This is a genomic window from Catellatospora paridis (assembly GCF_009720365.1).
Lineage (GTDB): Bacteria > Actinomycetota > Actinomycetes > Mycobacteriales > Micromonosporaceae > Catellatospora > Catellatospora paridis.
This window is the reverse complement of the sequence record NZ_ML769312.1, coordinates 52,489-78,225: the sequence shown is the minus strand read 5'-3', so window position 1 is coordinate 78,225 and position 25,737 is coordinate 52,489. Positions and strand designations below refer to the sequence as shown.

The window sequence follows — 25,737 nt, the reverse complement described above, 5'->3', positions numbered from 1 at the left end:
GTACCTCTGTCCGACTGGTTTCCGGGGGGTAGGAGCCCCGGCAGCCGGAAGTCGATTCAGTGGATGCTGCGACCGGTGTCGGCGTCGAACACGTGCAGTCGCGCGGTGTCGACGGCGACGGAGATCCGGTCACCGGCCCGAGCCGTGGAGCGCGGGCTGAACCGGGCCACGACCGCGGTCCGGTCGGCCCGTTCGTGCTGCGGCTCGGCGCCGGCGTCGCGGGCCAGTTCGCGGGTGTCCTCGCTGACCACCGCGGGCACGGGCAGGCTGAAGTGCACGTACAGGTCCGAGCCCAGCGCCTCGGTCAGTTCGGCCTCGGCGGTCAGGACCGTGTCCTCGTCGGCCCGGTCCAGCGCGGCGTCGCGCAGGTCCTCGGCGCGTACCCCGACCACGACGCGTCGGCCCAGGTAGGCGCGCAGCCCCGGCTTCGTGTGCAGCAGGGCGTCGTCGACCCGTAGGTTCCGTTCGCCCAGCGCGAGCCGCAGCACGCCGCCGTCGTCGGTGAACACGCCCTCGACGAGGTTCATCGGCGGCGAGCCGATGAAGCCCGCGACGAACATGTTCACCGGGTTGTCGTAGAGCTCCTGCGGGGCGGCGACCTGCTGCAGCAGGCCCTTGCGCATGACCGCCACGCGGTCGCCCAGCGTCATCGCCTCGGTCTGGTCGTGGGTGACGTAGACGGTGGTCACGCCGGTGCGCCGGGTGATCCGGCCGATCTCGGCGCGCATCTGCACCCGCAGCTTGGCGTCGAGGTTGGACAGCGGCTCGTCCATCAGGTAGACGGCAGGCTCGCGCACCATCGCGCGGCCCATCGCGACGCGCTGGCGCTGGCCGCCCGACAGCGACGCCGGACGCCGCCGCAGGTGTTCGGTGAGCCCCAGGGTGTCGGCGACCGCGTTGACCCGGGGTGCGATCTCCTTGTCCCGCATGCCCCGCAGCCGCAGCCCGAAGCCGATGTTGTCGTAGACGTCGAGGTGCGGGTAGAGCGCGTAGCTCTGGAACACCATCGCGACGTCTCTGTCGCGGGCCGGCACCCGGTTGACCACGCGGTCACCGATGCGCAGGGTGCCCTCGCTGATGTCCTCGAGTCCGGCGATCATGCGCAGTGCGGTGCTCTTGCCGCAGCCTGACGGGCCGACCAGGACGAGGAACTCGCCGTCGGCGATCTGCAGGCTCAGATTCTCGACCGCCCTGGTGCCGTCTGCGTACCGCTTGCCTATCTCGGCGAGCGCGACCTCAGCCACACGCCTCTCCCGACATGTCAGTGGTGGACCCCGCCGGGATCGATGTCCGTGGCGGGAGTCGTTGTCGCCAGTCAGTGTTCGGGTGGCGCTTCGGTTACGGAACACCTGTGCGCAACGTGAAACGTAACCGCCTTGTTGCTCACCGGACGGGCGGCCGTGCACCGTCCTTTCCCTCGAAACGGACCCATCTCGCCGGGCATAACGGTCAAGAACCATCTATTTGCGACTCGTGGCATGCTCCGTCTGGTGAACGAGCGGAAACATGCCGGAAACATTTCGTCGGCGGTTTGCCCGGGGGCGAAAAACCGGCGGGGCGGCCAATCCGAGCCGCCGCGCGACGCGTATTAAGGAGTGTCCTCAACGCCGCCGGAAGGGTCCCGTGCCGACACGAGCCAGGCAACGCCCGCCAGATCCGCCGCCCGTCGGCGCGCTGGCGGGTTTCGCCGTGGCCGTGATCAGCGAACTGCGCCGCCACCCCATGGCCGCGGACCTGGCGGCCGAGGGCGCCCGGGTCGTCAGCGTGCAGTCCGTGCGCACGCTGGCCCAGCCGGTGGAGGAAACCCTCCAGCGCGCCACCATGGCCTGCCTGACCAGCCCCATCGACCACCTCGTGGTCACCGCCGCGGTCGAGTTCAACTACTGGATGGCCGCCGCGCGCAGCTGGCGGCTGGACGTGCCGCTGCTGGCCAGGTTCGGCCACGCCAGGCTGCTGGCCAGCAATCCCCGCTGCGCCGACGCCTTGCGGGCCCTGGGCTTCACCGACATCTCGTCCGCGGTGGACAACACCACCGACGGCCTGGTCATGCACCTGCGCCACCGGCTGCCACCGGGCCAGACGATCGCGCTGCAGCTGTACACCCCGGCCATGCACGAGCTGGCCCATACGCTCAGCGAGGCCGGGCACGAGGTGGTGGCCGTGCCGACGTTCCAGGTGCTGCCCTCGATCAGCCCGGACACGATGCGCCGCCTGGTCAACCAGATCGTCCGGCGCCACGTCGACGCGATCACGCTGACCAGTGCCGAGGCCGTCCGGAGCCTGCTGTGGCACGCCCGCACCTGCGACCAGTTCGACGAGCTGCGCCAGGCCCTCACCTCCGACGTGGCCACGGTCTGCCTCGGCCCGCTGACCGCCGCACCGCTGCGGGAGCTGAAGATCCCCGTGCAGGTCGCCGCGGCCCCCTACCCGGAGCAGCTCACGGCCGCCGTACGGGACGCGCTGCGGCAGCGGGCGCACCGCCTGGAGGCCGACCGGCACACCCTGGAGATCCGCGGTGAGGCCGTCCTGCTCGACGGCGAGCTGATCACGCTGCAGCAGGGGCCGATGGCCGTGCTGCGCGTGCTGGCCCGCCACCCCGACCGGGTGCTGTCCCCCGCCGAGGTGCGCGGGCAGCTGCCGTTCTGGGCCAGCGCCGACGACCACGCGATCGAGATGGCGGTGTCGCGGCTGCGCCGCGCGCTGCGGGGCGTCGAGCTGGTCCAGACCGTGATGAAGCGCGGGTATCGGCTGGTCGAGCACAGTCCTGCCGGTCACGACGAGGACGAGTTCCCCATGGCGGAACCGCGCCAGCACTGACCGCGCTGACCGAATGGGCCCCGTATGGGCCTCCCCGTCCGCCACTCGGCGGGGGACGATGTCGGCCGAGGAGGCCCTGCGATGAGCGAGTTGACGGCCCGTTGGTACGGGCACACGCTGGTGATCGGCGTGGACGATGGGCTTCCGCGCCACCTGGTCGAGGCGCTGCCGTCCGAGCGTGACCGGCACACGGTGCTGCTCGCCGGGGACGCCCCGCTGTCGCCGGAGCCGGTGGCCCGCCTGATCGGTGCGGAGCTGCCCAGGGCGGCCTCGATCCGGCTCGCCTGCTCCGCGGCCGGGACGGGGCCGATCGCCCAGCAGCTCGCCGACCGGCTGAGCATCGACGTCGTCGCACCGCTGGGACCGACCATGCTCGTCGGTCCGGGCTCCCTGTTCGTCGTCCGGCGGCCCCGCGCCCACTCCTGGCGCCTGCACCGGCCGGGCGAGCGGGCCCGCGACATCGGCGCGCCCCGCCATCCGGCCCCGCAGTGGCAGGTCCCGCTGCCCCGGCAGCCGTTCGGCCGGCTGCACGGCCTGGTCGCGCACGACCTGCCCGCCGGCTTCTGGCTGCACCGCCCCCATCGTCGGCCGCTGCCTCCGGACGACCCCGCGTACGCGATCGAGGTCGACGCCGAACGCGTGGTGGTGCTGGTCGGGCAGCCCGATCGCGAGCCGCCGTCGCCGCGCAAGGTGTACCGCTGGCTCAGCCGCCTGCCGCGCACCGCGCTGGGCGGGCTGGTGCTGATGCCGTACGGCCCCTGGGGTTCGCTGCTCGACACGGTGGCGGGGCGGCTCAGCACGGAGCTGCGCGTCACCGTCGGACGCACGGCCGGGCTGCCGGTGCGCTCGCGCGGCACGACCTACCACGTGCCCGTCGACGCCGCCGGTCGCACCGGGCCCCGGCCCGTCGCACAGACGATGTCCTACCTGGCCGACGAGCCGGCGCCCCGGATCGACTCGTGGATCAGCCCCACCTCGGGACAGCTGGTGACGGGCCGCCCGGTCGAGGACGTGGGCGACCGGTGGCTCGTCGAGGTCGTACGCGGCGGCTACTGGTTGCGCGAGGCGGACGCCCCGCACGGCGACGACGTGCGGCTGCGCCCAGCTGACGGCGGCGCCACCTTCCTCGTCGACGTGACCGGTGCCGAAGCCCACGACCTCGCCCGGCTGCTCGCCGCGCGCCTGCCCGCCGACATCCGCGAGAGCCTGCGCTTCGAGCAGCGCACCGAGGCCACCGCCCCGCAGGCCGACCCGCGATCCGCCCGGCACCGCCAGCAGCCCACGGACCATGACCCGGACGCGACCGCACCGGTGAACTCCGCGATACCCGCCCCGCTGACCGCGCCCGCCGTACCGGCCGTGCCGCCGGTGGTGTCCGCACCCCAGGTGCCCCCGGCTCCGCCGCTGCTGACGGCCCCGCAGGTGGGGTCGGCCCCGGCAGCCGTCGCCGCGCCCGCGACCCTGTCCGCGGCGGCCGTCACCGTGCCACGCGCGTCCGCCGCCGCGCCACCGTCGCAGCCGCAGGCCACCGAGGTGCCGGCACCCCCGCCGCCGGGGCACCGGACGGCGGAACCCGAGCCCGCCCCGCCGAGCACCACACGACGTTCCACCGCCTGGCCGACCGCCCGCGACGCGGCTCCGCCACCGGCGGTGTCCACCGCGCCGACGGCTCCGGCGGCGGCCGCGCTGCCACCGATGCCGCCGCTGCGCCGCCAGCCGGGCGCGGTGCCCGCACCCGCACCCCGCCGCAGCAACGTCCACGAGCAGCGGCGCGTCCGCGAGCACCTGGGCGCCCGGTACGACGTGCACGCCCGTGACGTCGCCCAGTTGCTGGTGCGGCTGCCGGGCATCCGGCCCGGCGTCGACGAATCCGCCGACGCCGTCGTGGCCGACCTGGTCGCCGTCGCGGCGACGCTGCGACCGGACCGGACCGGCACCGAACCCGCGCTGCGTGCCTGCCTGCTCAGCGGCCTGAACCGGCTGCCCACCGCGCTGGGCCCGGTGCGCGCCTGGGCTCCCGCCGACCCGGTCCCGCACCGGGCGGGCGACGTCCTTATCAGCCCCGGCCTGCTGCGGGCGGGCGGGCAGGCTCCGGACGGCGACCGCTACGACGGGTTCACCGTGTACTCGCTCACCGGGCGGCGCCCCGGGGTGCTCTCCGACCGTGACGAGGTCCTGTTCGCACCGGGCACCGTGTTCACGGTGCTCGACACCGCCACCGGCCCCGACGGCGTACGCCGGGTGCTGCTGCGCGAACTCGCGGGTCCCGATGCGGGCGGCCCGTCCACCGAGCAGGTCCTGGAAAGCCTGCGCGCCGACGCGGCCCGCCGCCGCTAGCCCGGCGCGGCCCGCCGGACGACCCTGTCAACCGAACCCGAGGACGACCCGTGACCCACCAGGAAGACGCCGACGACACCCTCGACGTGCCGGAGGGCGCGCCACGCCCGTACCTGCTGGCCGCGATGGACGGCCCCGCCGACCGGCGGGCCGGTGCGTGGAGTCCCAAGCTCGCCCTCGCCGCCGGCCTCGGCGCGGTTCTTGTCACCGCCGCCGCCGTGGTGGCGGCGACCGGAACCGGCAACGGGCCTTCGCTGGCCGATCCGGTGCCGACCCGTTCCACCGCCGGCAACGGACTCGACCTGCCCGGCGCACCGCTGCCTACCGACCCCACCGAGCCCACCGCCACCGCGGGGCCTACCGCCACCCCGGGGCCCGCCGCCTCGCTCGACGCGGGATCACCCGGCAGCTCGCCGGATCCTTCCGCGCCGAGCCGGCCGCCGCAAACGGGTCGTCCGGCCGGAGTTCAGCAGCCCCGCCCGAGCGCCACCGCGAAGCCGCCGACCAACGCCGTGACGGCTCCGCAGCCCAGCGCTTCGGCCAAGCCGGTGGCTCAGCCGCCCCCGCCCCCGCGCCCGTCGCCGTCCCCGGCCGCGCCGAGCGGACGGCCGATCGTCGGCCACGAGTCAGGCAAGTGCCTGCAGGCGGCCGCGCGCGACGGCGCCCCGGTGCAGTTGTGGAGCTGCAACGGCTCCAGCCAGCAGCAGTGGACGATCAAGTCGGACGGCACCATCCGGACCGGTGGCTTCTGCCTGGACGCGGCATGGGCCTCGACCGCCAACGGCACGGTCATCCAGGTGGCCCGCTGCAACGGCGGCAGCGCCCAGCGGTTCACCCTGAACACGGCCCACGACCTCGTCGGGCGCCAGGCCGACAAGTGCGTGGACGTCCGGGACCACGGCACCGCCAACGGCACGGGCACCCAGCTGTGGACGTGCATGGGCAGCAGCAACCAGAAGTGGACGATGCGCTGACCGGGTCCGGGCCGGTGCCCGGCGCGCGACCGCGCCGCTCACCCGGCCCGGTCGCCGTCGGCCGCCTGCTGGATGAGTTCGATCCGCGAGCGCATCTGCAGTTTGCTCAGCACCCTCGACACGTGGGTCTGCACGGTGTTGCGGGACACGAACAGTTCCGCGGCAATGTCCGGATTAGACAAACCCTTGGCCACGAGCCGGGCGACGTGGCGTTCGCTGGGGGTCAGCGCATCCCAGCCGTGCGCGGGGCGGCGGCGGACCGTGCGGGGACCGCGGCGGATGCCGAAGGGACGCAGCCGGGCCTCGGCGCGCCTGGTCTCCCAGGTAGCACCGAGTTCGAGCCAGGTGCCCAGCGCCTCGGTGAAGGCGGCACGGGCACCGGCCTGGTCCCCCCGGCCTGCCAGCAGCACGGCCGCCTCCTCCAGCGCGAACGCGCGACGCGGCAGCCAGCCCCAGTGCTCGTACTCGCCGGCCGTCGCGAGCAGTTCCGCGGGATCGGCGGACAGCATGGCGCGGCAGCAGCGGATCGCCAGCAGACGGTCCGGAGCGGGGTCGGGATCGGCCTCGACCGCCGCGGCGGCCGCGTCGGCGGTCGACCGGTCGCCCAAGGCCAGGGCGGCGCGGACCAGCAGGGTCGCCTCGTCGCTGCGGGCCGCGCGGGCCGGCCCCGGTGGCAGGTCGAGGTAGGACGCGCGCACGGCCAGGCCCGCGGTCAGGTCGCCGCCGGTCTCGGCGTGCATGGCCACGGCCTCGGCGACGACCCCGAAGGCGCCCACCCAGCGACCCTGCGCGGCCGGGTCGAGGAAGCCCGCCGCGTGCAGCCTGGCGTCGGCGGTCGCGTGGTCGTCGCGGTGCATCGCGATGAGCGCCACGATCGCGTGCAGGTAGGACAGCGCGGGCGTGGCCAGCAGTTCCTGGTCGGGCCGGTCGGCGTAGATCACCGCGTCGTCCCAGCGGCCGTATGCGTAGCAGGCCCCGGCCGCCTGGGCGAACATGATCCCCGCGCGGATGCTGCCCACCTGCTCCGCCCGTACGAGCGCCTCCGCGAGCGAGGCCTCGAGCTCGTCGCGCCGTCCGTTGGCCAGCAGCCGGTGCAGGCGGTTGCCGGTCAGCAGCATCTTCAGGTCGGTCGCCTCCACGTCGTCGCCGAGGGCCATTATCGCCGCGTCGATGTGGCGCAGCTGGTCAGCAGCGGGCGCCAGGTAGGCGAGGGTGTTGTGCGCGTACCCGATCGCGAGCGAGTCGCCGCAGGCCAGTGCGCTGTCCATGGCCGCGCTCGCCTCCGCCGCGGCCTCGTCGAGCCGGTCGACGAACGCCAGGATCATCGCCCGCCATGCCTGTAGCCGCGCCTGCCACTGCGGCGGCAGTTGCGTGGCGGGACGGGTCAGCGCGAGGGCGTGTTCGAACCGGCGCATCCGGCCCGCGGCCCGGATCGCCAGGATGCGCAGCCGGGTCTCGCGCGCCGGGTCGGCGGTGCGGTGCAGCACCTGCTCGGCGACCTGGCACGCCTGCTCGTCGCGGCCGAGCCAGAACAGGGCCAGCGCCAGCCGCGTCGACAGGGTGTCGTGCAGTTCGTCGGCGGGCACGGGTGGCGTGGTCGCCCGGACCAGCAGCTCGACGGCGACGTCGGGGGCGGCGTACAGCATGGCTTCGGGCAGCCCGGCCAGCCAGGTCAGCGCCCAGCCGCCGACCGGCCCGGAGGTCGCCAGCAGGTGCGGGGACACCTCGTCCACCCCGGCGCCCAGCTGCGCCAGCGCACGGGCGGCGTGGCGGTGCAGGCCGTGCCGCACCGCCACCGGCAGCTGGTCGGCCAGCACCTGGCGGATGACGTCATGGCGGAACGTCAGCCGCTCCCCCGCCGCGGCGAGCACTCCGGCGGCCACGGCCTCCTCGGTGGCCGCGGCGAGTTCGGTGATGGGCCGGCCGCTGACCTCGCTCCAGTGACCCGCGTCGAACTCGCGGCGCAGCAGCGCGGCCAGCCGCAGCGCGCGGACCGTCGGCTCGCTCAGCGAGTCCAGCCGCCGGGTGATCGCGGCCACCAGCGAGGGTGCGGTGGTGGTGAGGTCGGCGCGCAGTTCGCGTACCGGTCCGTTGCCCTCCAGCGCCTTGTCGCGTACCAGTGCCTCGATCATCTCCCGCAGGTAGAGCGGGTTGCCTCCGGCGCGGGCCAGCTCCGCCCGCAGGCGTGGGCCCGGCAGGCCGCCGGCGAGGCGGGTGGCCAGCGCGGCCGTATCGGCGGCGGTCAGCGGTTCCAGGTCCAGGTGGGCGCCCGGCCGTTCGCGCACCAGCGTGCGCATCCGGGCGGCGGTCGTGCGCGCGGCGACCGGGCGGCTGGTCAGCACCAGCAGCAGCGGGATCTGGTCGACCGCGCGGCTGAGCCGGTGGCACAGCAGCAGGCTCGGCTCGTCGGCCCAGTGCACGTCCTCCAGCACCAGCAGCAGCGGCTGCTCCGCGCAGAGCCGGTCCACCAGGGCCAGCATGCGCTCACCTGCGGCGAGCACCGGGTCGAGGGTGCCGGCCTCCACCGGTTCGCCGCGCAGCAGCCCGGCGATCTGCTGCCGGACCGGATCGGCCGACCCGGCACCGACGTCGAGGGCGTCGGCCATCATCCGCAGCGGGAACGCCCGCATCAGTTCGTCGCCGCTGGCGCGCAGCACCCGGCAACCGACCGCCTGCGCGTCCCGCGTCATCGCGTCGACCAGCGCCGACTTGCCGATGCCCGGCTCGCCTTCGAGCCACGCGACGCCGCCGTGGCCACCGGCCAGCTTCGCCACGACCTCGCGCAGCTGGGCCGCCTCCAGGTCCCGTCCGAACATTCTCGTCACAACTTGCCGCATCCCTAACTGGGCCGAATGAGCCGGCATCGCCGACCGGGCCGGGCCCGGTAAGCGAATGTCACTGATATCAACGATGTCTCGGACACGGCCCGGCAACGAAGGTGTGAAGCTCCGATAACGAGGGGGTGACCACCGTGACGCTGTACTCCGTCCCGAAGGTGCCTGATCTGCCCCGCGAAGACTACGGCCCGTTGCGGATCCGGGTTTTCGTCGCCGACGACAACCTGGTGATGCGGCTCGGCCTGCGTTCCATTCTGGAGACCCACGCCCGGGTCGCGGTCGTCGGCGAGGCCGCCGCCGACCCGGACTCGCTGCACCGGGGGCGGCGGCTCAGCCCCGACGTGATCGTCCTCGGCACCGGCCGCCACCAGCTGGAACAGAGTCTGGCCGGGGTGGCCGCGGCGGCCGCGGTGCTGGTGGTCGCCGACACCGACGAGTCACACCAGGTCCAGCACGCGCTGCGGCTGGGCGTGACGAGCTACCTGGTGCACGGGCAGTTCACCGCCGACGACCTGGTCAGCGCGGTGCTGTGTACGGCACGCCGGGAGCCGTTCCTGTCGCCCGGCGTGCTGAGCGGCATCGTGGGCACGTTCCGTGACGCGGCGCTGCCACAGCCCGCGGTCGTCGCCCCGCCCGCCGACCACCGGCTGTCCCGGCGCGAGGCCGAGCTGATGGAGCTCATCGTGCTGGGCCGGACCAACCGTGAGATCGCCCAGACGCTGTACATCAGTGAGAAGACGGTCAAGAACCACGTCAACCACATCTACGCCAAGCTGGCCGCGCGCAACCGGGCCGAGGTGATCGCGGTGTGGCTGGGGCTGCGTGCCGCGCCGGACCGCTTCGCGGCCTGAACCGTGAGAGGGCTGATCCGGCGTCGCGGGAGGTTCAGTCCTGGCTGAGCAACGACACCTGTCCGATCAGGTCGTCGAGCCGGGCCTCGATGTCGCCGACGGTGTGCGTGGTGCCGGAGGCTCCGGGGTTGAGCAGCCGGGTGGCGTCGGCGAGCAGGGTGGCGATCTCCAGGTTGAGCGTCCGGTCCGCCACGCCGGGGTCGGTTCCGGCGTTGGCCCGGACCGACTCGGCGAGTTCGCGCAGCGTCTGCCGGACCGCGTTGACCCGCACCCGCAGCAGCGAATTCGGCCCCATCCCACTGGCCCCGTGGGCGGGGCTGATCTGCTGGCCCGACAGGAACGCCGCCCAGCGTACGACCGTCTGGCTGGTCCCGGCGAACAGGACGCCGCCGTCGACGCGCCACGGTCCCGCCGCCACCAGGAAGATCGTCTCCGGCTGGCGGTCGGACAGTTCCTGGATCTGTTCACGCAGGTCGCGGGCGGTCTGATCGGCCACGATGAGCACCACCCGGGGTTCCCCGCCCACCGGGGCCGTCGCCGCACCGGTGGCCGCCGCGACCAGCACTGCCGGGTCGAGGCCGGGCGCGGCGAGCAGCACGGTCGTGTCGGCGAGCGGTGTCAGTGCGGCGACCTGGGCGCCGAGATCGCCCGGCACAGCCGGGGCGTCCTGCGGGGGCAGCACCGCCAGCACCGAGGGCCGGTTCGTCGCGTGCCAGGTGTACGCGGTGCGGCCCTGGCCGTCCGGCTCGCCGATCGGCTGGAAGCTGCCGCCGGCGGGTGGGGGCGGCACGGTGAGCAGGATCGTCGGGATCAGCGGTGCGCCCGAGGAACCGGACGACGTCGACGGGACGGCCGGAAGGTCCTCGCTCAGCACGGTGACCACGGGCGAGGAGGCCGGCCTTGGTGGAGTCGGTGACACGCTCGGGGACAGCAGGGTGCCGAGCGTCGACGACGTGGCGGCGACGAGCGCCGTCGTTGGGATCAGCGGCCCGGTCGGCAGCGGCGTGGCCGGGCTGAGCGACGGAGGTGGGATGAGCGGCGCGGGTGGGATGAGCGGCGCGGCAGGGCTGAGTGGCGTGGTCTCGACCGTGGTGTCGGCCGTGGTCACCGTGATCGGCGGGACCACGGCCGAAGTGGTGGTCGTCGACACGACCGGCGGGGGCGGGACCGCCGCGCCGGACCGGGTGAACCGCAGCGGTGGGCGGGGGGCCGCCGGCGGCGGGGGCGGGGGTGCTGCCGGGATGGGCGGCTGGCCGGTGGCGGCCCCCTGGTCGGCGGGCCGGTGACGCCGGGGGTCCGGCGGCAGCGGGGCGAGGTTGAGCCCGTGCCCATGGCCGATCACCGCTGCCGTGTGGATCGCGGCGGCTCGGCCGTCGTCGGCGAGCGCCTCCATGACGTCGATGAGCGGTGCGGGGTCGTTCAGCGCCTGCATGACCTGGTCCCACAGGGGCGCGCTCGGGTCGACGTGGCCGAACCTGGTGGTGATGGCGTCGGTGTCGGTCAGCCCGAGGGTCCACCACCGTACGATCTCAGCGGCTCGGTCGGCGAGCGCCTGGACTCTGTCGCCGTGCTGGTCCTCCAGCCGCTCCATGCGCCGCTGCGCGTCGCGGACGTGGGCGTTGTCGCGCAGCCGTTCACGTACCGCCTGCTCGAACGTCTGCCGCAGGGTCCAGGAGTCGCGGTACAGCCCGGCCAGGTCGTCCGCCGACAACGGGTGCGCTGCCAGTTCGCGGAGCGTGGCCGGGGGCAGCCGGGTGGCGGCCGCGGCGGCCGTCTCGGGCCGACCGTCGGCGTCGGTGCGGTACACCCGGCCGGTCGGGTCGCTGCGGTGCCGGATCACCTGGCCGCCTGCCGCGGTGTGCTCGACCAGGATGTGCCGGCCGAGCTCGCGGGCCAGCTGGCGGGTGGTGTGCACCGGGTTGAGCGCGAGCACCGACGCCCGCGGCGGCAGCGCGGTCGGCCCGACCGCGGTGCGGCCCTCGGGCACCGGCCGGGTGGCGTTGACCCAGTTGATGACCTCGGTGGTACGGGTCCGCCACTGCGTCACCAGGACAGTGTTGTCGGCGCTCGGGTCGACGGTGAAGACGGGCGCGTCGAGCCACTGCCGGTAGGACTCCAGCCAGGTCTCCAGCCGGTCGGCTTCCGCCTGCCGGGTGGGGTCGGCACGCAGCTCGTCGAGCGCGGTCTGCATCCGCTGGGCGAGCGTGTGCTGCCGGGACCAGTCCAGTACCGCGCGGTAGGTCTCGTGGGCGATGTGGGCCGCGCTGCTGGTGAGCACCACGGGGCGGGTGTCGCGGGGGCGGTCGGCGGACACGTGCGAGCCCGGCGGCTGGTGCACCAGGTTGGCCAGGCTGCGGGCGTCGCGGCTGAGCTGGTCGCGCAGCACGCCGGCCACGTTGCCGGGGGCCTGGTCCGCGGGCATCCCGCGGTCGGCCGCGGCGGCCAGCTGCTGGTCGAGGTTGACCCGCGGGGCCCAGGGCGGCAGCGGGGGCCAGGACACGGGGTCGTCGGCCGGCGCGGCCGCCGCTCGGCGCTCGTCCAGCCGCCGCTGCAGTTCGATCATCTCGTCGACGAACAGTTCCATGTAGACGTCGCCGGTCACCGGGTCGCTGTGGAACGTGCCGGTCGGCACCGCGTCGCCGAACAGCTTCTGGTGCGTGCGATGGGCGGTGAACGTGGCCAGGGCCCGCATGCGTACCAGGTAGACCGGGCCCTGCTGCTTGAGGTGCTGCTCGCGGCGGTAGTTGCCGGTGCCGGCGGCGTTCTGCCCCCGGGGCGCCATGCGGGCGGCGCCGGTGCCCTCGTTGACCTTGTTCGTCCCCCAGGCGTCGTCGGCGTGCGCAGAATCGTTGACGCTGACGACGTCCTTCTGGCCGACGCCGCCGTCGAGGGTGGCCGCCCACGCGTCGCTGGACATGCCCGCGGTGGTGCCGGTCTGGTGCTTGGCGTAGCGGCCGGTGCCGGTGGCGTCGACGATCTCTGAGATGATCTCCATGTCGAACACTTCGGCGTGCATGTCCAGGGCGACCTGGTCGCTGGAGTGGCCGGGCAGGAACAGGCCCTCGGCGACGCGGTAGCCCTCCGGCCGCAGCGCCTCGGGCAGGTGGTTGGTCAGGTGCGAGCGCGACAGCAGCACCGGCAGCGCGATGCTGCCCCGGTAGCGGGCACTGTCGGCGCCGCTGCCCAAGGCACGGGCGAGCAGCCGTCGCGCCACGGGCAGGGCGTCGTCGAGCAGCACGGCGGTCAGGTAGGCGTCACCGGGCAGCGGGGGCACCGGCGTCAGGTCGGGCAGCTGCGACGGCCCGGCGATGGGCGGCGTCTCAGCGAGCCCGCGCGGCACCTTGAGCTCGACGGTCCCCGTCCGTTCGGCGGTCACCGGGATGTGGTGCCCGGCCATGCGGCGGTACGACCGCATCGCGATCATGTTGAGGATGCGGCCGACCATGTCGAGGCGGTGCACGTCGACCCGGAGGGTGTACGGGAACCGCACCCGGTAGTGGCCGCTCCAGTCGTACACGGTCTGCTCGGTCGTGCCGACGGTCGAGATGCCGGTCCGGCGGCTGTTGCCCTCGGCCAGGCCGATCGCCGGGCCGCCCGACGTGCCGTGGTCGCCGCTGAAGCCGACCTTGCCCGCCGTGTACGAGCGCGAGCCGGAGCGGCTGGCCCCGCTGCTGTGCTGGACGTAGCCGTGCCCGTAGTTCTCCACCCCGGACTCCGCGATGAACGAGCGCACCTGCGGCGGTCCGTCGATCTCGAACCGCAGGTTGACCGCCACCACGTCGGCGGTGGCCCAGCCCACCGGGTTGAACAGGTAGATCCATACCCCCTCGGTGTGCATCATGTCCTCGTAGAGGGCGTGATCGCGGCCGCCGGCGAGCATGCCCTGCAGGGTGTCGATGCCGCCCTGCAGCCGGCCGATGTTGCGCCCGTTGTCGGTCCACACCTCGGGACGCCGGCCGAGCAGTCCCGGGGCGGCGCGTTCGACGGCCTCGAAGACGGTGGTGAAGACGTCGGTCTGGCGGCCGTCGGGGGTGGGGTCGAGGGTCGCGTCGGCCACCGCGGCGTGGCCGAGCGCGCGCGGGCCGGGGCGGGTCAGGTACTCGGGCACCCCGACGTTGGCGAACGCCTCGGCCGGGTCGTCCAGCTGCAGGTTCATGTTCTCGGTGGTGAACCGCGCCGTGAAGGCGTCGCGCACGCCCTGGTCGACGACGGGGCTGCGCAGCGTGTTGTGCCGGGTCCGCAGGTCCATGGCGAAACCGCGGCGGCGCATGTCCCCGGACGGCGCCGGGGGCGCGGCAGCCGGGGCGGCGGCAGGGGGTGCCGCCGCGGCGGCGGTGCTCTCGCGCTGCCAGCGGGTCAGCACGGCGGCCACGGTGTCGCCGGGCAGCACCAGCTCGCCGCGCTGCCACCTGGTCATCGCGTCGAGCAACTGGGCGTCGTTCAGCGGCACCCGGTTCTCGCCGTAGCGGGCCAGCGCCTCGGGCTCGGAAAGCAGGTAGATCATCCGACGGTGGTCGACGTTCCTGGTGTCGGTGTGGGCCCTGGCGCCGATGACGGGCGTGTTGCCGCCCGCCACGAAGACGATCTTTCCCTGGCGCTCGTACGAGGCGCGCACGGTGAGATCGACCCAGGTCTCGAACGCGTACGCGCGGTGGAAGTCGAGGTCCAGGAACTCCTTGGCGCCGGTGCGCCCGTGGGTCTCCGACTTCGTCCAGCCCCAGCTCTGGCTCGCCGCGAACTCCGGCCCGACGTTGGTGAGCCCGTCGGCCTTGGGGTCGCCGCCGACGCCGAACGCGAACTTCTCCACGTTGACGGAGTGGCTGCTGCTCGAACTCGTGGAGGCCTCCGAGAGCTGCAGCTTGATCAGGCCCAGCACGTACTTGTCGGCGGTGGCGCCGACGAAGGTGCTGTCGCCCATGGTGCCGGACACGGCCAGGCCGCCGTGCTCGTCGGCGACCAGGTGGGCCTTGAACAGCGTGTCGGTCGTGTACAGGTGCTGCATGATCTCCTTGGCGTGGGCGCCCAGGCTGATGGTGCCGCCGAAGTTGGCCACCTCCTCGTCGGTGGCCTGGCCGGGGCCGGTCAGCCGGGGCTGCAGCTCGCGCATCGCCGGCAGCACCCCGGTGGTGTCGAAGTAGGAGATGACGGCCTGGTCCAGCACGCCCGCGTCGGTGGGCTGGGACGCCCCCAGCTCCATGGCCGGCGAGTTGAACGCGGGCGGCAGGTGCACCGTCGCCAGGTGCTCCCGGCGCGGGGCCGGGGTGAACTCCGCGGTGCCGTCGTCGTACTCGACGGTGACCCGGAACCGGCTGGGCAGCCGGAACTCGTCCAGCTGCCCGGGGTATTCCAGCAGCTCGGGACGGTTGGACAGCAGACCTGTACGCGTCCAGAACTCCTTGCCGGCCTTGCCCTCGACTCCGCCGCGCATGAACTGGCCGAGCGGGATGTCCTTGATACCGCCGCCGACCTTGGCGCCGATCACGAAGTCGCGGCCGCCGCCCACGCCCTGGCCGGCGTTGTCCATGCCCATGCCGAGGTTGACCATGTGGTACTCGTCGGTGCGGCGGATGAAGTGGACCGAGGTCCCGTCGGGCTTCGTGGCCCCCGCGTACTGCTCGGCGCTCAGGGTGACCCGCGCGCTGCGCACGTGGCCGCGCTTGTCGCGGTGGCGCAGAGTGAAGCTGACCCCGTCCTGGTGCAGGCTGTTGTAGTGCGAGTCCAGCCCGTTGCCGGAGACCATCTTGTCCACCAGTTCGAGGTTGTCGAGCTGGCTGTCCAGTCCGGCCTTGCGGGTCCACTCGACCGCCTGGTCGCCGGTGTGGAACGGGCGGGCGGCGTCCGGCGGCAGGAAGCCGCGCTCGCGCAGCTCCGGCAGCAGGAAGCCGCGCAGCTCGTCGACGGCCGACTGATCGACCCGGACGAGGCCCTGCCCGATGCCGTGCCCGTCGACCACGTGCCGCGGCAGCGCCACCGCGCGGGGCGCGTTCGGCAGGTGGCCGGTGTTGCGCAGCAGCCCCGGCTGCAGCGGCACGCTGGGCACCGCGGGCACGGCCGGCCCGGTGCCGGCGGCAGCGGCCGCGGCAGCGGCCGTCAGCTGGTCCTGGAGGGCCTGCGGCAGCGCCGCCTGGTCGACCGTGAACCCGTGCGCGAACGCGTCGGGTTCGGGGATGCGCAGCAGCGCGCTGCCGGGCACCCACGGCGTGGGAACCGCCACCACGTCCGGGTTGGCGCGGACCGCCACCCGCGCCCGGAACCGGAACCCGACGTGGTATCCGCCGGTGAAGCCGGTGTAGCGCGCCACGTGCACCCACAGCCCGGCCCGGCCCGCGCTGGCGCTGTCGAAGTTGTGCCAGTTGAAGCCCGCATACAGGCCCGGGCCCAGGGTCAGCCACGGCAGCGGCACCAGGTCGACGTCGAAGGTGCCTTTGATGCTGCTGGAGTTGCGCATGGACTGGCCGCCGCTGTTGCCGGCGATGGCCGTGGCGATCTTCTCGACGTGGGCCTTGTCGCTGCTGCTGCCGACCCGTACCGTGCCGTCGGCCTGCCGCTGGGCGTGCACGGCGACCTCGGCCACCACCCGCCCGCGCTCGTGCAGCGTGAAGCGGTAGCCGGCGGGGTCGTTGACCGCGGTGTCCAGGTGGGCGTCGAGGTTGGACAGCTTCTGCTGCAGCTCCTTGCGGGTGTCACCGCCGATCTCCATGGTGAGGCCACCGGCCCGCAGGTCGCTGGTGATGGTGTCGGCCAGTTCCGGCAGGCCGGTGATGCCGGAGGCGAAGTAGGTGGCCGGAATCCGGGTGAGGTTGCGGTCGAACTCCGCCCGCTGCGGGCTGCCCTGCGGCGGCGGGGCCGCCTGCACCTGCGGGCCGGCGGCCGCCAGGTTGTGGTCGGCGACGGCGAGGATCAGCTGCTCGGCTGACGTGCTGGCGACGTTGTGCACACCGGTCTGCCCCCATGCCTGCGCGGGGTCGGTGCGCACCTGGAAGCTCCAGCCGGGTTCGAGGGCGAGCAGCGTGGAGTCGTCGCGGGTGTCCTCGACGTGCCCGCCCTCGGCGTCCTTGATGTACCCGGTGCTGCGCGTGGTGATGTTGGCCGCGCCCGAGATCGAGAAGCCCAGCTTGGCCACCTGCAGCACGACCGGGTCCAGCCCCAGCGCGAAGCCTGCGGCCAGCGTCAGCCGCAACGCCCCGGCCTGCCCGGACTGCCCCTGCGAGTGGGCTCCGGTCTGGAACACGCCGTTGGTGGCCTGGTTGGCGTGGTAGCGGCCCTTGTCCGGGGCCCGCCCGGCCAGGGTGTCGGTGGAGGTGCCCTGAGCGGGCCGGTCGTACGAGCCGGCCGGGTTGCCCAACCGGCTCGCCTGGCCCAGCGTCAGCCTGACCAGCACCTCGGCCCCGCCGAGCACCACCGGGTACCCGCTCTGGCCGACCACGTAGCGGTAGTTGGACAGCAGCAGCTGCGGCAGTGCGGTCCACTGCGCGGCGGGGACCTCGACCCCGGCCCGTGCCATCGCCTCCTGCAGTGACCGGACCAGGTCGGCCATCAGCGGCAGGCCCGCGCGGGGGATGCCGATCGTGTGCGTCAGCGGGTCCACCGCGACCGGGGTGACCGTCAGCGGCGGTGCGGTGACCACCGGGTCCGGGGGTGGCGGCGGCGGGAGGGTCTCGGGCTGCTTGCCTTTCAGGCCCGACGTCGAGGCGATCTTGTCGTCGGGGATGAGCCCGTCCGGTCCGGACACGGGCGGCACCTGCGGAACCGGTGGCGGGAGCGGAGTCAGCGGGTCCGGGACGGTGGAGTCCGGCTCCAGGACCGGCAACGGCACGTCGAGGTCCGGCAGCGACGCCGGCAGCGGCACCGGCGACGGTGGCAGGGACGGCGCCTGGAACGGCACGTACGGCGGCGGGGACGGCGTGCGGAACGGGACCGGCGGCGGAGTGGACGGCGCACGGAACGGGACCGGCGGCGGTGGCGGCGTCGGAATCCGCGGCGGCGTGGGCGATAGTGGCGGCGTGGGCGGCAACTGCGGGGACGGCGGCAACTGCGGTGAAGGCAGCTGTGGCGTGGGCGGCAGCGGCACGGCCGCGTTCGCGGTGGTCTCGTCGGTGTCCGGAACCGGCGGAACCAGCGGAACCGGCGGAACCGTGGCCGGGTCCGACGGGGTCGGCTCGGCCTTGGCGGGGGCCGGTCGCACGACCTGGCCCGACAGGTCCGGGGCCACCGGCACCGTCGCCATGGTGTGCCCGCCCGCGGTCACGACCAGGTGCACGGTGGGCAGCGTCGCGGGGTCCATCCCGGCGGGGACGAACTCCTGCACCGTCGCGGGCTGCACCAGCATCACGCGCACGCCGAACAGCTCGGCGAGGCTGTTGACCATGCCCTCGGCGACCAGCGGCGGCGGGGCCTGGCCGACCGTGCCCAGCTGCTCCACCCAGGACACCAGCAGGTCGATCCGCTCGCGCAGCGCGGACGGGTCGGCGTTCATCAGCGGCCAGGCGTTGCCGCTGGTGGCGAGGTCGGCCAGCAGCAGCGCGGCGAACGCCGACCGCAGCCGCTCCGGGTCGGACCGCACGAGCCCCGCCAGGCGGCCGTCACCGTACGCGCCCTGCTGCCGCAGCGCCTCGAAGAACGAGGCCGGTCCCGCCTGGTTCGCCACGGCGGCGAGCCCGAGGTCGGTCAGCGCCTGCTGCTGCCGGTCCGTCAGCGCGTCCGGGCTGGTCGGGTCCGCCGTCGGCGGGGCGGGAGTCCACTGCGGCGGCGCGACCGCCGGGTCACGCATCGGTGGCGGCAGCTGTGTGACCGCGTCCCGCACGGTCTGCAGCACCGGTGCCATACCCGGGCCGGTGGTCGCCTGCCGACCGGGCAGCAGCACGTCGCGCAGCCGGTCGGACAGCTGCGTGGACGGCGGCAGCACCGGATCCGGCCGGCCGGTCAGGTCGCGCAGCACATGGTCGAGGTCGGTGAACGCCAGCTCGTCGGCGAACAGGCCACCGGGCAGGCCCGGTTCGAGCAGCCGGGAGCCGCCGTTGGCGGCGAACACGGCCGGCGCCGCGTCGAACGGCACCGTGGCCAGCAGGTCGCCATCGCGGTCCTCGACGACCACGACGGGCCGGGAGCCGTCCGCGGCCGACGGTCCGAACGGGGTCCGGCCCCCGTCGGCCCTGACGAGATCGACGGGCCGGCCGAGCAGGTGGCCCATCAGGTCAAGGATGATGTGGTCCCGGGGGCGGCCGGACAGCGCGGCGGGCATCCGCTGCGCCGGCAGGCCGTCGGCGAGCCACTGCACGACCTCGCCCAGGACCACCTCGTCCGGCTCGGTCAGGCCCAGGGTGGGTATCGCGCCGCCGGCCCGCGCGGCGTCGGCGAGCACCATGCCGGTGATCGCCTGGATCCAGTCGGCGGGCGCGTGGCCGAGCACCGGCAGCAGGCCGGTGGCTCCACGGAAGACCGCCGCGTTGGCCACGACGGCGAACGGGTGCCCGGCGGTCAGCGGGAGCGCGGCGTGCAGGCCGAGGTCGTCGAGCTGCGCGTGGGCCTGCGGGGTGAGCACGGCGGCGGCTGGCTGCGCCTGCCAGAGCAGCCTCGTGGTGACCGGCGGCAGGTCGCTGTCGCCTGCCGGGTGCGCGGACGGCGGGTTCAGCGGTTCCGGCGTGGTGGCGGCGGCCCCGTCGGTCTGCGGCGCGGGTGCGGTCAGCCGCTGCCATACCCGCTGCGTGCTGGGCAGCGAGGTCGCCGGGACACCGCGCACGGCGTAAAGGAACTCGTGGAAGGCGTCGACGGCCGCGAAGCCCGCCGACGGTTCGAGCAGCCCGCCGAGCGGCGGGGTCGGCGGCGGGACGGGGTCGGCGGCGGGCAGGTCCGCCGTCCTGCGCCCCAGTTCGGCCATCCGGTCGAGGCGGGTGGCGGCCTCGGCGCCCCCGGCTTCGCGGTGCTGCCCGACGGTCAGCGGCAGGCCGCCGGGCAGGCTCGGGTCGTTGATGGCGGCGTGCACCGCGGCGGTCTCCTGCGCGGTCAGTTCGGCCGCGGCGTCGTCGGCGAGCCGCTGTTGCAGGTCGACGAGCAGCGCCACCCTGGCCTGCCCGGCGGCGGCCGCGGCGGCCAGCTGCTCGGGGGTGAGGGTGACCGGTGCGAGTCCTTGGCGGCGCAGCGCCGCGTTCACTGCGGCCTGGGTACCGGTGGCGGTGAGCCGGCCCTGCACACCCGCCGCGAAGGTCTCGGTGAGGGCCAGCTCGACCTGCTCACGCACCGTCAGATTCGCGGCGGGCGGGGCGGTCAGCGTCGCGGTCAGCGCGCCGTCCACGGCGGCCTGCCGTTCGGCCCTGCTGAGCACCGAGCCGGGCCGCAGGCGCGCCTGCTGCCGGAGCTGGACCAGCTCCCGGGCCTCGGTGCGGGCCCAGACCCGCTGGTTGCGGATCATGTTGACACGCTGAGACACCGGTGTCCGGGTGTCCCCGGCGATCCGCTGCTCGCCCGGGGTCAGCGGGCCGAGGTCGTCGAGTGCCGCGTCGTCCTTGCGCTGGCGGGTGTAGTCGCGCGGCAGCGTCACCGGCGGCGGATGCTGCTCGCGGGTCAGGACGGTGTCGCGCTGCACCTGGGTCCGCGAGCCGTCGTTCGGCCGGGCGGCGGTCTGGTTCGCGCCGCCGGGCCGGGCGCCCCCGGGGCGGCCACCGCTGGGTCGGCCGCCGGATGGCCCACCTGAGCCGCCGTCGGTCAGCGTCTCGCGCATGATGAGCTGCCCGGTCTCCGGGTCGTGGGTGAGTGCGTCGAGGTCGATGCGCTGCGGGGTGGTCAGGTGCGTCCCGTCCTCGGTGAGGGCGAGCTGCTCCTCGCGTTCGGTGACGGGCGCGAACGTGGCAACCCGCACGTTGCCGTCGCCGAGGTCCACCTCCACGACGTCCAGGTGGTCGCCGCGCACCGGCAGCGCCGACAGGGACGGCCCGGTGCCGGTCGTGTCGGGGTCGGCGTCGGCCGGGTGGCCGGGGTCGAAACGGAAGTAGGACACCGGCGGTTGCGGGTCCGGGCGGGTCACCACGGGTTGCGGCGCCGCGCCGGGGGCTTTGACGGTGAAGGCCGGCATGGCGGCGGACGGGTCGGGGCTCTTGGCGGGGACGACCTGGTAGAGGCCGGTGTCGGGGTCGCGGGCGAGCACCGCCGTACGGATGCCGTCACCGCCGAGCGGATGCACCCTGATGTCGCCGACCGGGCTGCCCTCGTGCCAGGCGGAGCCGTCCTCGCCGACCCGGCGGTAGGTGTTGCCGTCCGGTTCGGCGCTGAACTCCGGCGCGTGGGTGAACGTCACCAGGGCGACGCCGCCGTGGGGATCACGGCGCAGCAGCTGGCGGCCCGGACCGCCGTCCGTCTCGGGCAGCGGCAGCCCGGAGTCCCGGTCGACGCTGATCACGGTCCAGCGGCCGGTCGCCCCGTCGTGGACGAGCACCCGTTCGCCGACGGAGGCCCGGCCGGTGTCCGGACCCGAGGCGGGCCGCGTCGCGTGCACGACCTCGACCGGGTCGAGGCGCACCGGTGTGAGCTCCAGGGTGACCGGGTCGAGCTCGAAGTGGGTGAAGCGGTCGGGCGGGCGCGACTCGGTGTCCTGCGGCGTTGTCGCGGCGGCGGACCCCGTGGTGCCCGGTGCCGCCAGGGCGGCGCCGGCGAGGTCCTGTCCGGTGGTCGTGACCGGAGCGCCGCCGAGGCGGTGCCCGGTTCCGGGGAAGGCGGGCGCGCTGCGGGCGGCGAGGGTGACCAGGTGCAGGCGTCCGGTGGCGGTGTCGTACTGGAAGACCTGCCGTCCGGGTTCCGTGCGCGGCGGGCGCGTCACCGGTGGCGGCGGCAGGGCCGCGGAGCGGGACGCGGCGGTCGTCGTGGAAGACGTGGTCGAGGGCACGGGCGAGGGTGTCCGCGCGGGCGGGGTGACCCCGAGCCCGGTGTGGGTGTGGCTCTGGTCCTGGTCGAGCAGTTCGACGGTGAGCCGGGCCCGCTGGTCGCGTGGCAGCTGCCCGGTGATGGTCGCCAGCTGGTCGGTGACGGCTTGCGGGACGGGCACCCCGGGCACACCGACGGCGAGGCGTACCCCGCCGGGCGCGGCGTAGCGGGTGGTGACGTCGGTGGTGGGCGCGCCGGTGAGGTCGGCGGGGCGGGCCCACAGGCCGCCGGGCAGCACCTGCAGCACCCAGCCGTCGGCGAGGGCGTACGTGTCCGGATCGCTCGCGCGCGGCAGATTCCCGGGAGCGGTCCGGACCGGCCTCGGCGCGCCCGGCCCGCGCACGTCGAAGAACGCCGCGTACGGCGCGAAGGCGAGCCGCCCGTCCGGCCCCACCGGCACGGTGGTGGACGGGTCGGGTCGGGTGCCGCCCAGCAGCGCGGCGTCCACCCGCACGGGCACGCCCACGGCCGCGGCCAGCGCCTGGGCGTCGGCGAACGTGTGGTCGGGCTGAGCCACCCGCAGGTCGAGCACAACGCGCTGGCGCACCTGCGGGGGCAGGCCCTGAACGTACGCGGTGAGGGTGTCGGGGTCGGCGAAGCCCGGGTCGGGAATCAGCCGCAGCACGTTCCCGGCTCGGGGCAGCCCGGCCAGTTGCCGCTGTACGTCCGCGGGCACGGCCGGATCGCCGGTCAGGAACACCCCGGCGGGCACCCGCACCGCGCGGCCGGGGCCGGCGGGCTGGACCGCGGTGTCGGTCAGCCACAGCTGCCAGCCGGGCATCCCGTGCGCGAGCACGTCCGGGCGGGCCGCGGGCGGCAGTGCCGCCAGCAGCGCGGTGACCCGCTCGCGCACCACGTCGGGCACGGTCGTGCCGGGCAGGCCGACGGTTAGCTGCGGCACCCCGCCGGGTGCCCGTTCGGACGGCAGGCGCGGCATGGTGATGCCGGGCGGCAGCTGCTCGGGGCGCACCCATACGCCGTCGGTGGTCTGCTCGGCCACCCAGCCGTCGGCCAGCGGGTACCGCCACACCCGGTCTCCGGTCCGCAGGCCCTGCGGCGGGCGCTGCGCGGGCGGCGGCCGGTCCGCCGGGTAGACGAGGAACTCGGTGGCGAACTCCGCGAACGTGGGGCGCCGGCGGGCGTCGAGCGGCACGACGCGGTCGGTGGCGTCGCGGCGGCCGGGCAGCATCGACGCCGGCAGCACCAGCGGTCCGCGGCGGCCGCCGAGCACGGTCGTGGCCAGCCGTACCGCCTGGTCGGTGGTCATTCCCGCACCGGTGGTGTAGCGGACGATCATCCGGTCGGTGAGCGTGGCCGGCAGCGCGGCGAGGGTCCGGGCCACCGCGTCGCGCGTGACGCCCGGCCCGACGACGAGGGTAGTGCGGTTCGGGGCCGCGGGAGCGAATTCGGCGTCCATCCGCGCCGCCCGGGTCTCGTCGGCCCGGTAGAGCGCGATGCCCGCCGGGACCGGGCGCAGCAGGTGCGTTGACGGCAGATCGATCGCGTCCAGGTCGACGCCCTGCGGCCCGCGGTCGAGCCGGTACGGCTCCGGCTCGTGCCACGGGGTGGGCACCTGGTGGGTGGCGTCGTCGGTGAGGAAGACCAGCCCGTCCTCGGTGACGCGGGTGAGGATGGCAGTGTCGCCGCGCAGCCCCCGCGCGTCCGGGTCGAGCGGCGAAAGCTGCCCGTCGAGGGCGAGGACGACGCCGTCGCCGGTGTGGGTGAAGACGTCCCCTACCAGCTGCCAACCCGTCTCGGGGTAACCCTGCTCGCCCAGGCGTGCCGAGCCGTCGGTCCGGCTGCCGGAGGTGGCGGTCGTCGGCGTCGTCGCCGGGTTCGTGCTCAGCGCGGTGGCCACCTCCACGGCCAGTTCCGCGGCCCGCGCGGGCTGGTTCTGGTGCAGCGCCTGCGCGACCGCGGCGACCGCGGGGCGGTGGGCGTCCAGCGGGGCCGGCGCGGGCAGGTACTGCTGGACCAGGTCCTCGGCCCGCCTGATCACCAGTGCGGCGTCCGCGGGTTTGAGTTTGCCGATGGTGACCTCGGGGTCGACCCGCACCGGACCGTCCGCGTCCTCGTCGGGGTCGGACTGCGGCGAGTCTTCGCGGCTCGGTTGGCGGCCACCGGGCGGCCCGCTCGGCGGCCCGCCGGGACCGCTGGGCGCGGTCATCATGAAGACGAACGGATTCTGCGTGGTCACGGCCGGGTGCAGCAGCTGGCTGTACGGCGACATCGGGTCGGGCGGCAGCCCCAGCAGCGCGCGCAGTTCGTCCTTCGTGGTCGGCATGAACAGGTCGCTGGTCGCGTCGAACTTCACACCGGCGTCGAACTTCGCCCCGGTGTCGAACTTGTCGCCGTCCACGCTGGTCAGCTCGGTCCGCACGCTGTCGCCGTCGGTGCTGCTGTCGGTGTCACCGAACAGCGACCCAGCCTCGAAGGTGGTGGTCGAGTAGCTGCCGGTGGTGTCCGGTGACGGTGGCGCGACCAGGTCCACCACCGCGTGGTCCTGCCAGGCGACCACCGGCGGCGCGGCCGCACTGGTGACCGTCTCAGGCGTGGTATCCGCAGGCGGGGTGGACGGGTTCGGGCCGCCGGGCGGCGGCAGGACCGTCGGGCCGGTGACCGTCCGCACCTGCGCCGCGACGGGGCCGCCGGCCGGGACGGAGCCGGGCCGCTGCGGTGACGGCGTGCTGGTGGTCGTGGTCGTGGTGGGGCGGGTCTGCGTCGACGTGCCGGACTCGCCCCCGGGCTGGCCGGTCGTGCTGCCCGGTGCGGGGGTGAACGTGCCGGACAGGTGGAAGTCGCCGTCGAAGCGGCCGCTGCCCTGCACCTCGCCGACGATGACCTGGTCGCGTACGCCGATCGTGGCCTTGTCGAACAGCCCGTCGAAGGTGCCCTGGAACCCGCCGGTGCCGGTGAACGTGCCCGTGCGCGGCTGCCCGCCGGGCGGGGTCAGGGTGCCGTCGAAGGTGATGGTGCCGATGAACGTCTTCGGATCGGGGAAGATGCCCTTGAACGTGAAGTCGCCGTCGACGACGGCCGGGCCGTCGAACCCGTGCGGGCCGCCGTCGAACTCGATGGGGTTGCCGTCCAGCCCCGGGATGTCGATGTTGCCGACGTCGCCGTCCAGGCCGACCATCGTGCCGCCGCCCTTGGTCCGGTGCCCGATCCAGTCCAGCACGCCTTCGACCGCGCCGGCCGACGCCGACGCCCACTCGTTCTCCTTCTGCTCGCGGCGTCCGGTCAGGATCAGGTCCGCGATCTGCTCGGTGCTCCACTCGTGCAGCGCGCCGATGCCCGCGAACCCGACGATGGAGGTGACGAACTTCTGCCCGAAGATCTTCCCGAAGCCGGCGAACAGGATCGGCCCGAGCACCCCGCCGATCGCCCCGGCCAGCGCCGCGCCGCTGGTGCGCTTGGTGTCCCACTGGGTACGCGTGTGCGTGATGAACAGCTGCGTGAACTGGATCGCCACGTCGAGGCCGACCTGCAGCACGATCCCGAACACGACCGACATGATCAGACGGCGGAGGAACGTCTGGGACATGTACCGCCCGAACGTGATCAGCGCCGAGATCCACCCCGACGCCCACGCCGACGTCGGCGGGAACGACACCCACGGCAGCAGCATGACGATCTGCGCCGTGAGGATGGCCAGCTGGCCCAGGATGGACGCCTTGGTGTACTCGACGTTGGTGCCCGCCCCGTCGGCGAAGCGTCCCAGCTTGCCGGCCGCCTCCACCAGGGTGTGCAGGGCGCCGCCGTCGACCAGCTCGGTGAGCTTGTCGCGCATGGCCGACGCCGCGTCACCCTGCCAGCCCGCCCCCGCCACCGCGGCGCGGATGTCGACGATCTCCGCCTCGGCCGTGACCATCGTGGCCTCGAACGCGAGCCAGACCTTCGCCAGCGCCCAGAGCTGGTCCTCGTCGGCCTGCGGCCACGACTCGCCGGTCACCACGAGGAAGAACTTGCCCACCCAGTCGGGCACGTGCATACCCACGGCTCACACCC

General features: G+C 74.4%; 7 protein-coding genes. 4 read left to right on the top strand and 3 right to left on the bottom strand.

Annotation, left to right across the window (positions count from 1 at the left end):
• Positions 1–56: 56 nt before the first annotated feature.
• Positions 57–1,244, bottom strand: a complete 1,188-nt coding sequence (locus tag F9C41_RS00230) for an ABC transporter ATP-binding protein (RefSeq protein ID WP_230689165.1) — start codon at positions 1,242–1,244, stop codon at positions 57–59.
• 262 nt (positions 1,245–1,506) lie between these two features.
• Between F9C41_RS00230 and F9C41_RS00225 the strand changes: the two genes are divergently transcribed.
• The 3 genes from F9C41_RS00225 to F9C41_RS41730 all read left to right on the top strand — a co-directional run bounded on the left by F9C41_RS00225 (position 1,507) and on the right by F9C41_RS41730 (position 6,128).
• Positions 1,507–2,817, top strand: coding sequence for a uroporphyrinogen-III synthase (locus tag F9C41_RS00225; RefSeq protein WP_155384542.1), 1,311 nt, complete (start codon positions 1,507–1,509; stop codon positions 2,815–2,817).
• 81 nt (positions 2,818–2,898) lie between these two features.
• Positions 2,899–5,154, top strand: a complete 2,256-nt coding sequence (locus F9C41_RS00220; RefSeq protein ID WP_155384541.1) for a hypothetical protein — start codon at positions 2,899–2,901, stop codon at positions 5,152–5,154.
• 50 nt (positions 5,155–5,204) lie between these two features.
• On the top strand, positions 5,205–6,128 hold the full coding sequence (locus F9C41_RS41730; RefSeq protein ID WP_155384540.1) for a ricin-type beta-trefoil lectin domain protein: 924 nt from the start codon (positions 5,205–5,207) through the stop codon (positions 6,126–6,128).
• Positions 6,129–6,166: 38 nt separating this feature from the next.
• Here the strand turns inward: F9C41_RS41730 and F9C41_RS00210 are convergent, their stop codons facing one another.
• On the bottom strand, positions 6,167–8,944 hold the full coding sequence (locus tag F9C41_RS00210) for a helix-turn-helix transcriptional regulator (RefSeq protein ID WP_196279551.1): 2,778 nt from the start codon (positions 8,942–8,944) through the stop codon (positions 6,167–6,169).
• 155 nt (positions 8,945–9,099) lie between these two features.
• On the opposite strand from F9C41_RS00210, the gene F9C41_RS00205 reads away from it, so the two are divergent.
• Positions 9,100–9,816 carry a response regulator transcription factor gene (locus F9C41_RS00205; RefSeq protein ID WP_230689164.1) on the top strand — a complete coding sequence of 239 codons (717 nt, stop codon included), beginning with the start codon at positions 9,100–9,102 and terminating at the stop codon, positions 9,814–9,816.
• Between the two features lie 34 nt (positions 9,817–9,850).
• On the opposite strand, the gene F9C41_RS40545 is transcribed toward F9C41_RS00205, so the two are convergent.
• Positions 9,851–25,720, bottom strand: a complete 15,870-nt coding sequence (locus tag F9C41_RS40545) for a WXG100-like domain-containing protein (RefSeq protein WP_456236814.1) — start codon at positions 25,718–25,720, stop codon at positions 9,851–9,853.
• Positions 25,721–25,737: the final 17 nt, after the last annotated feature.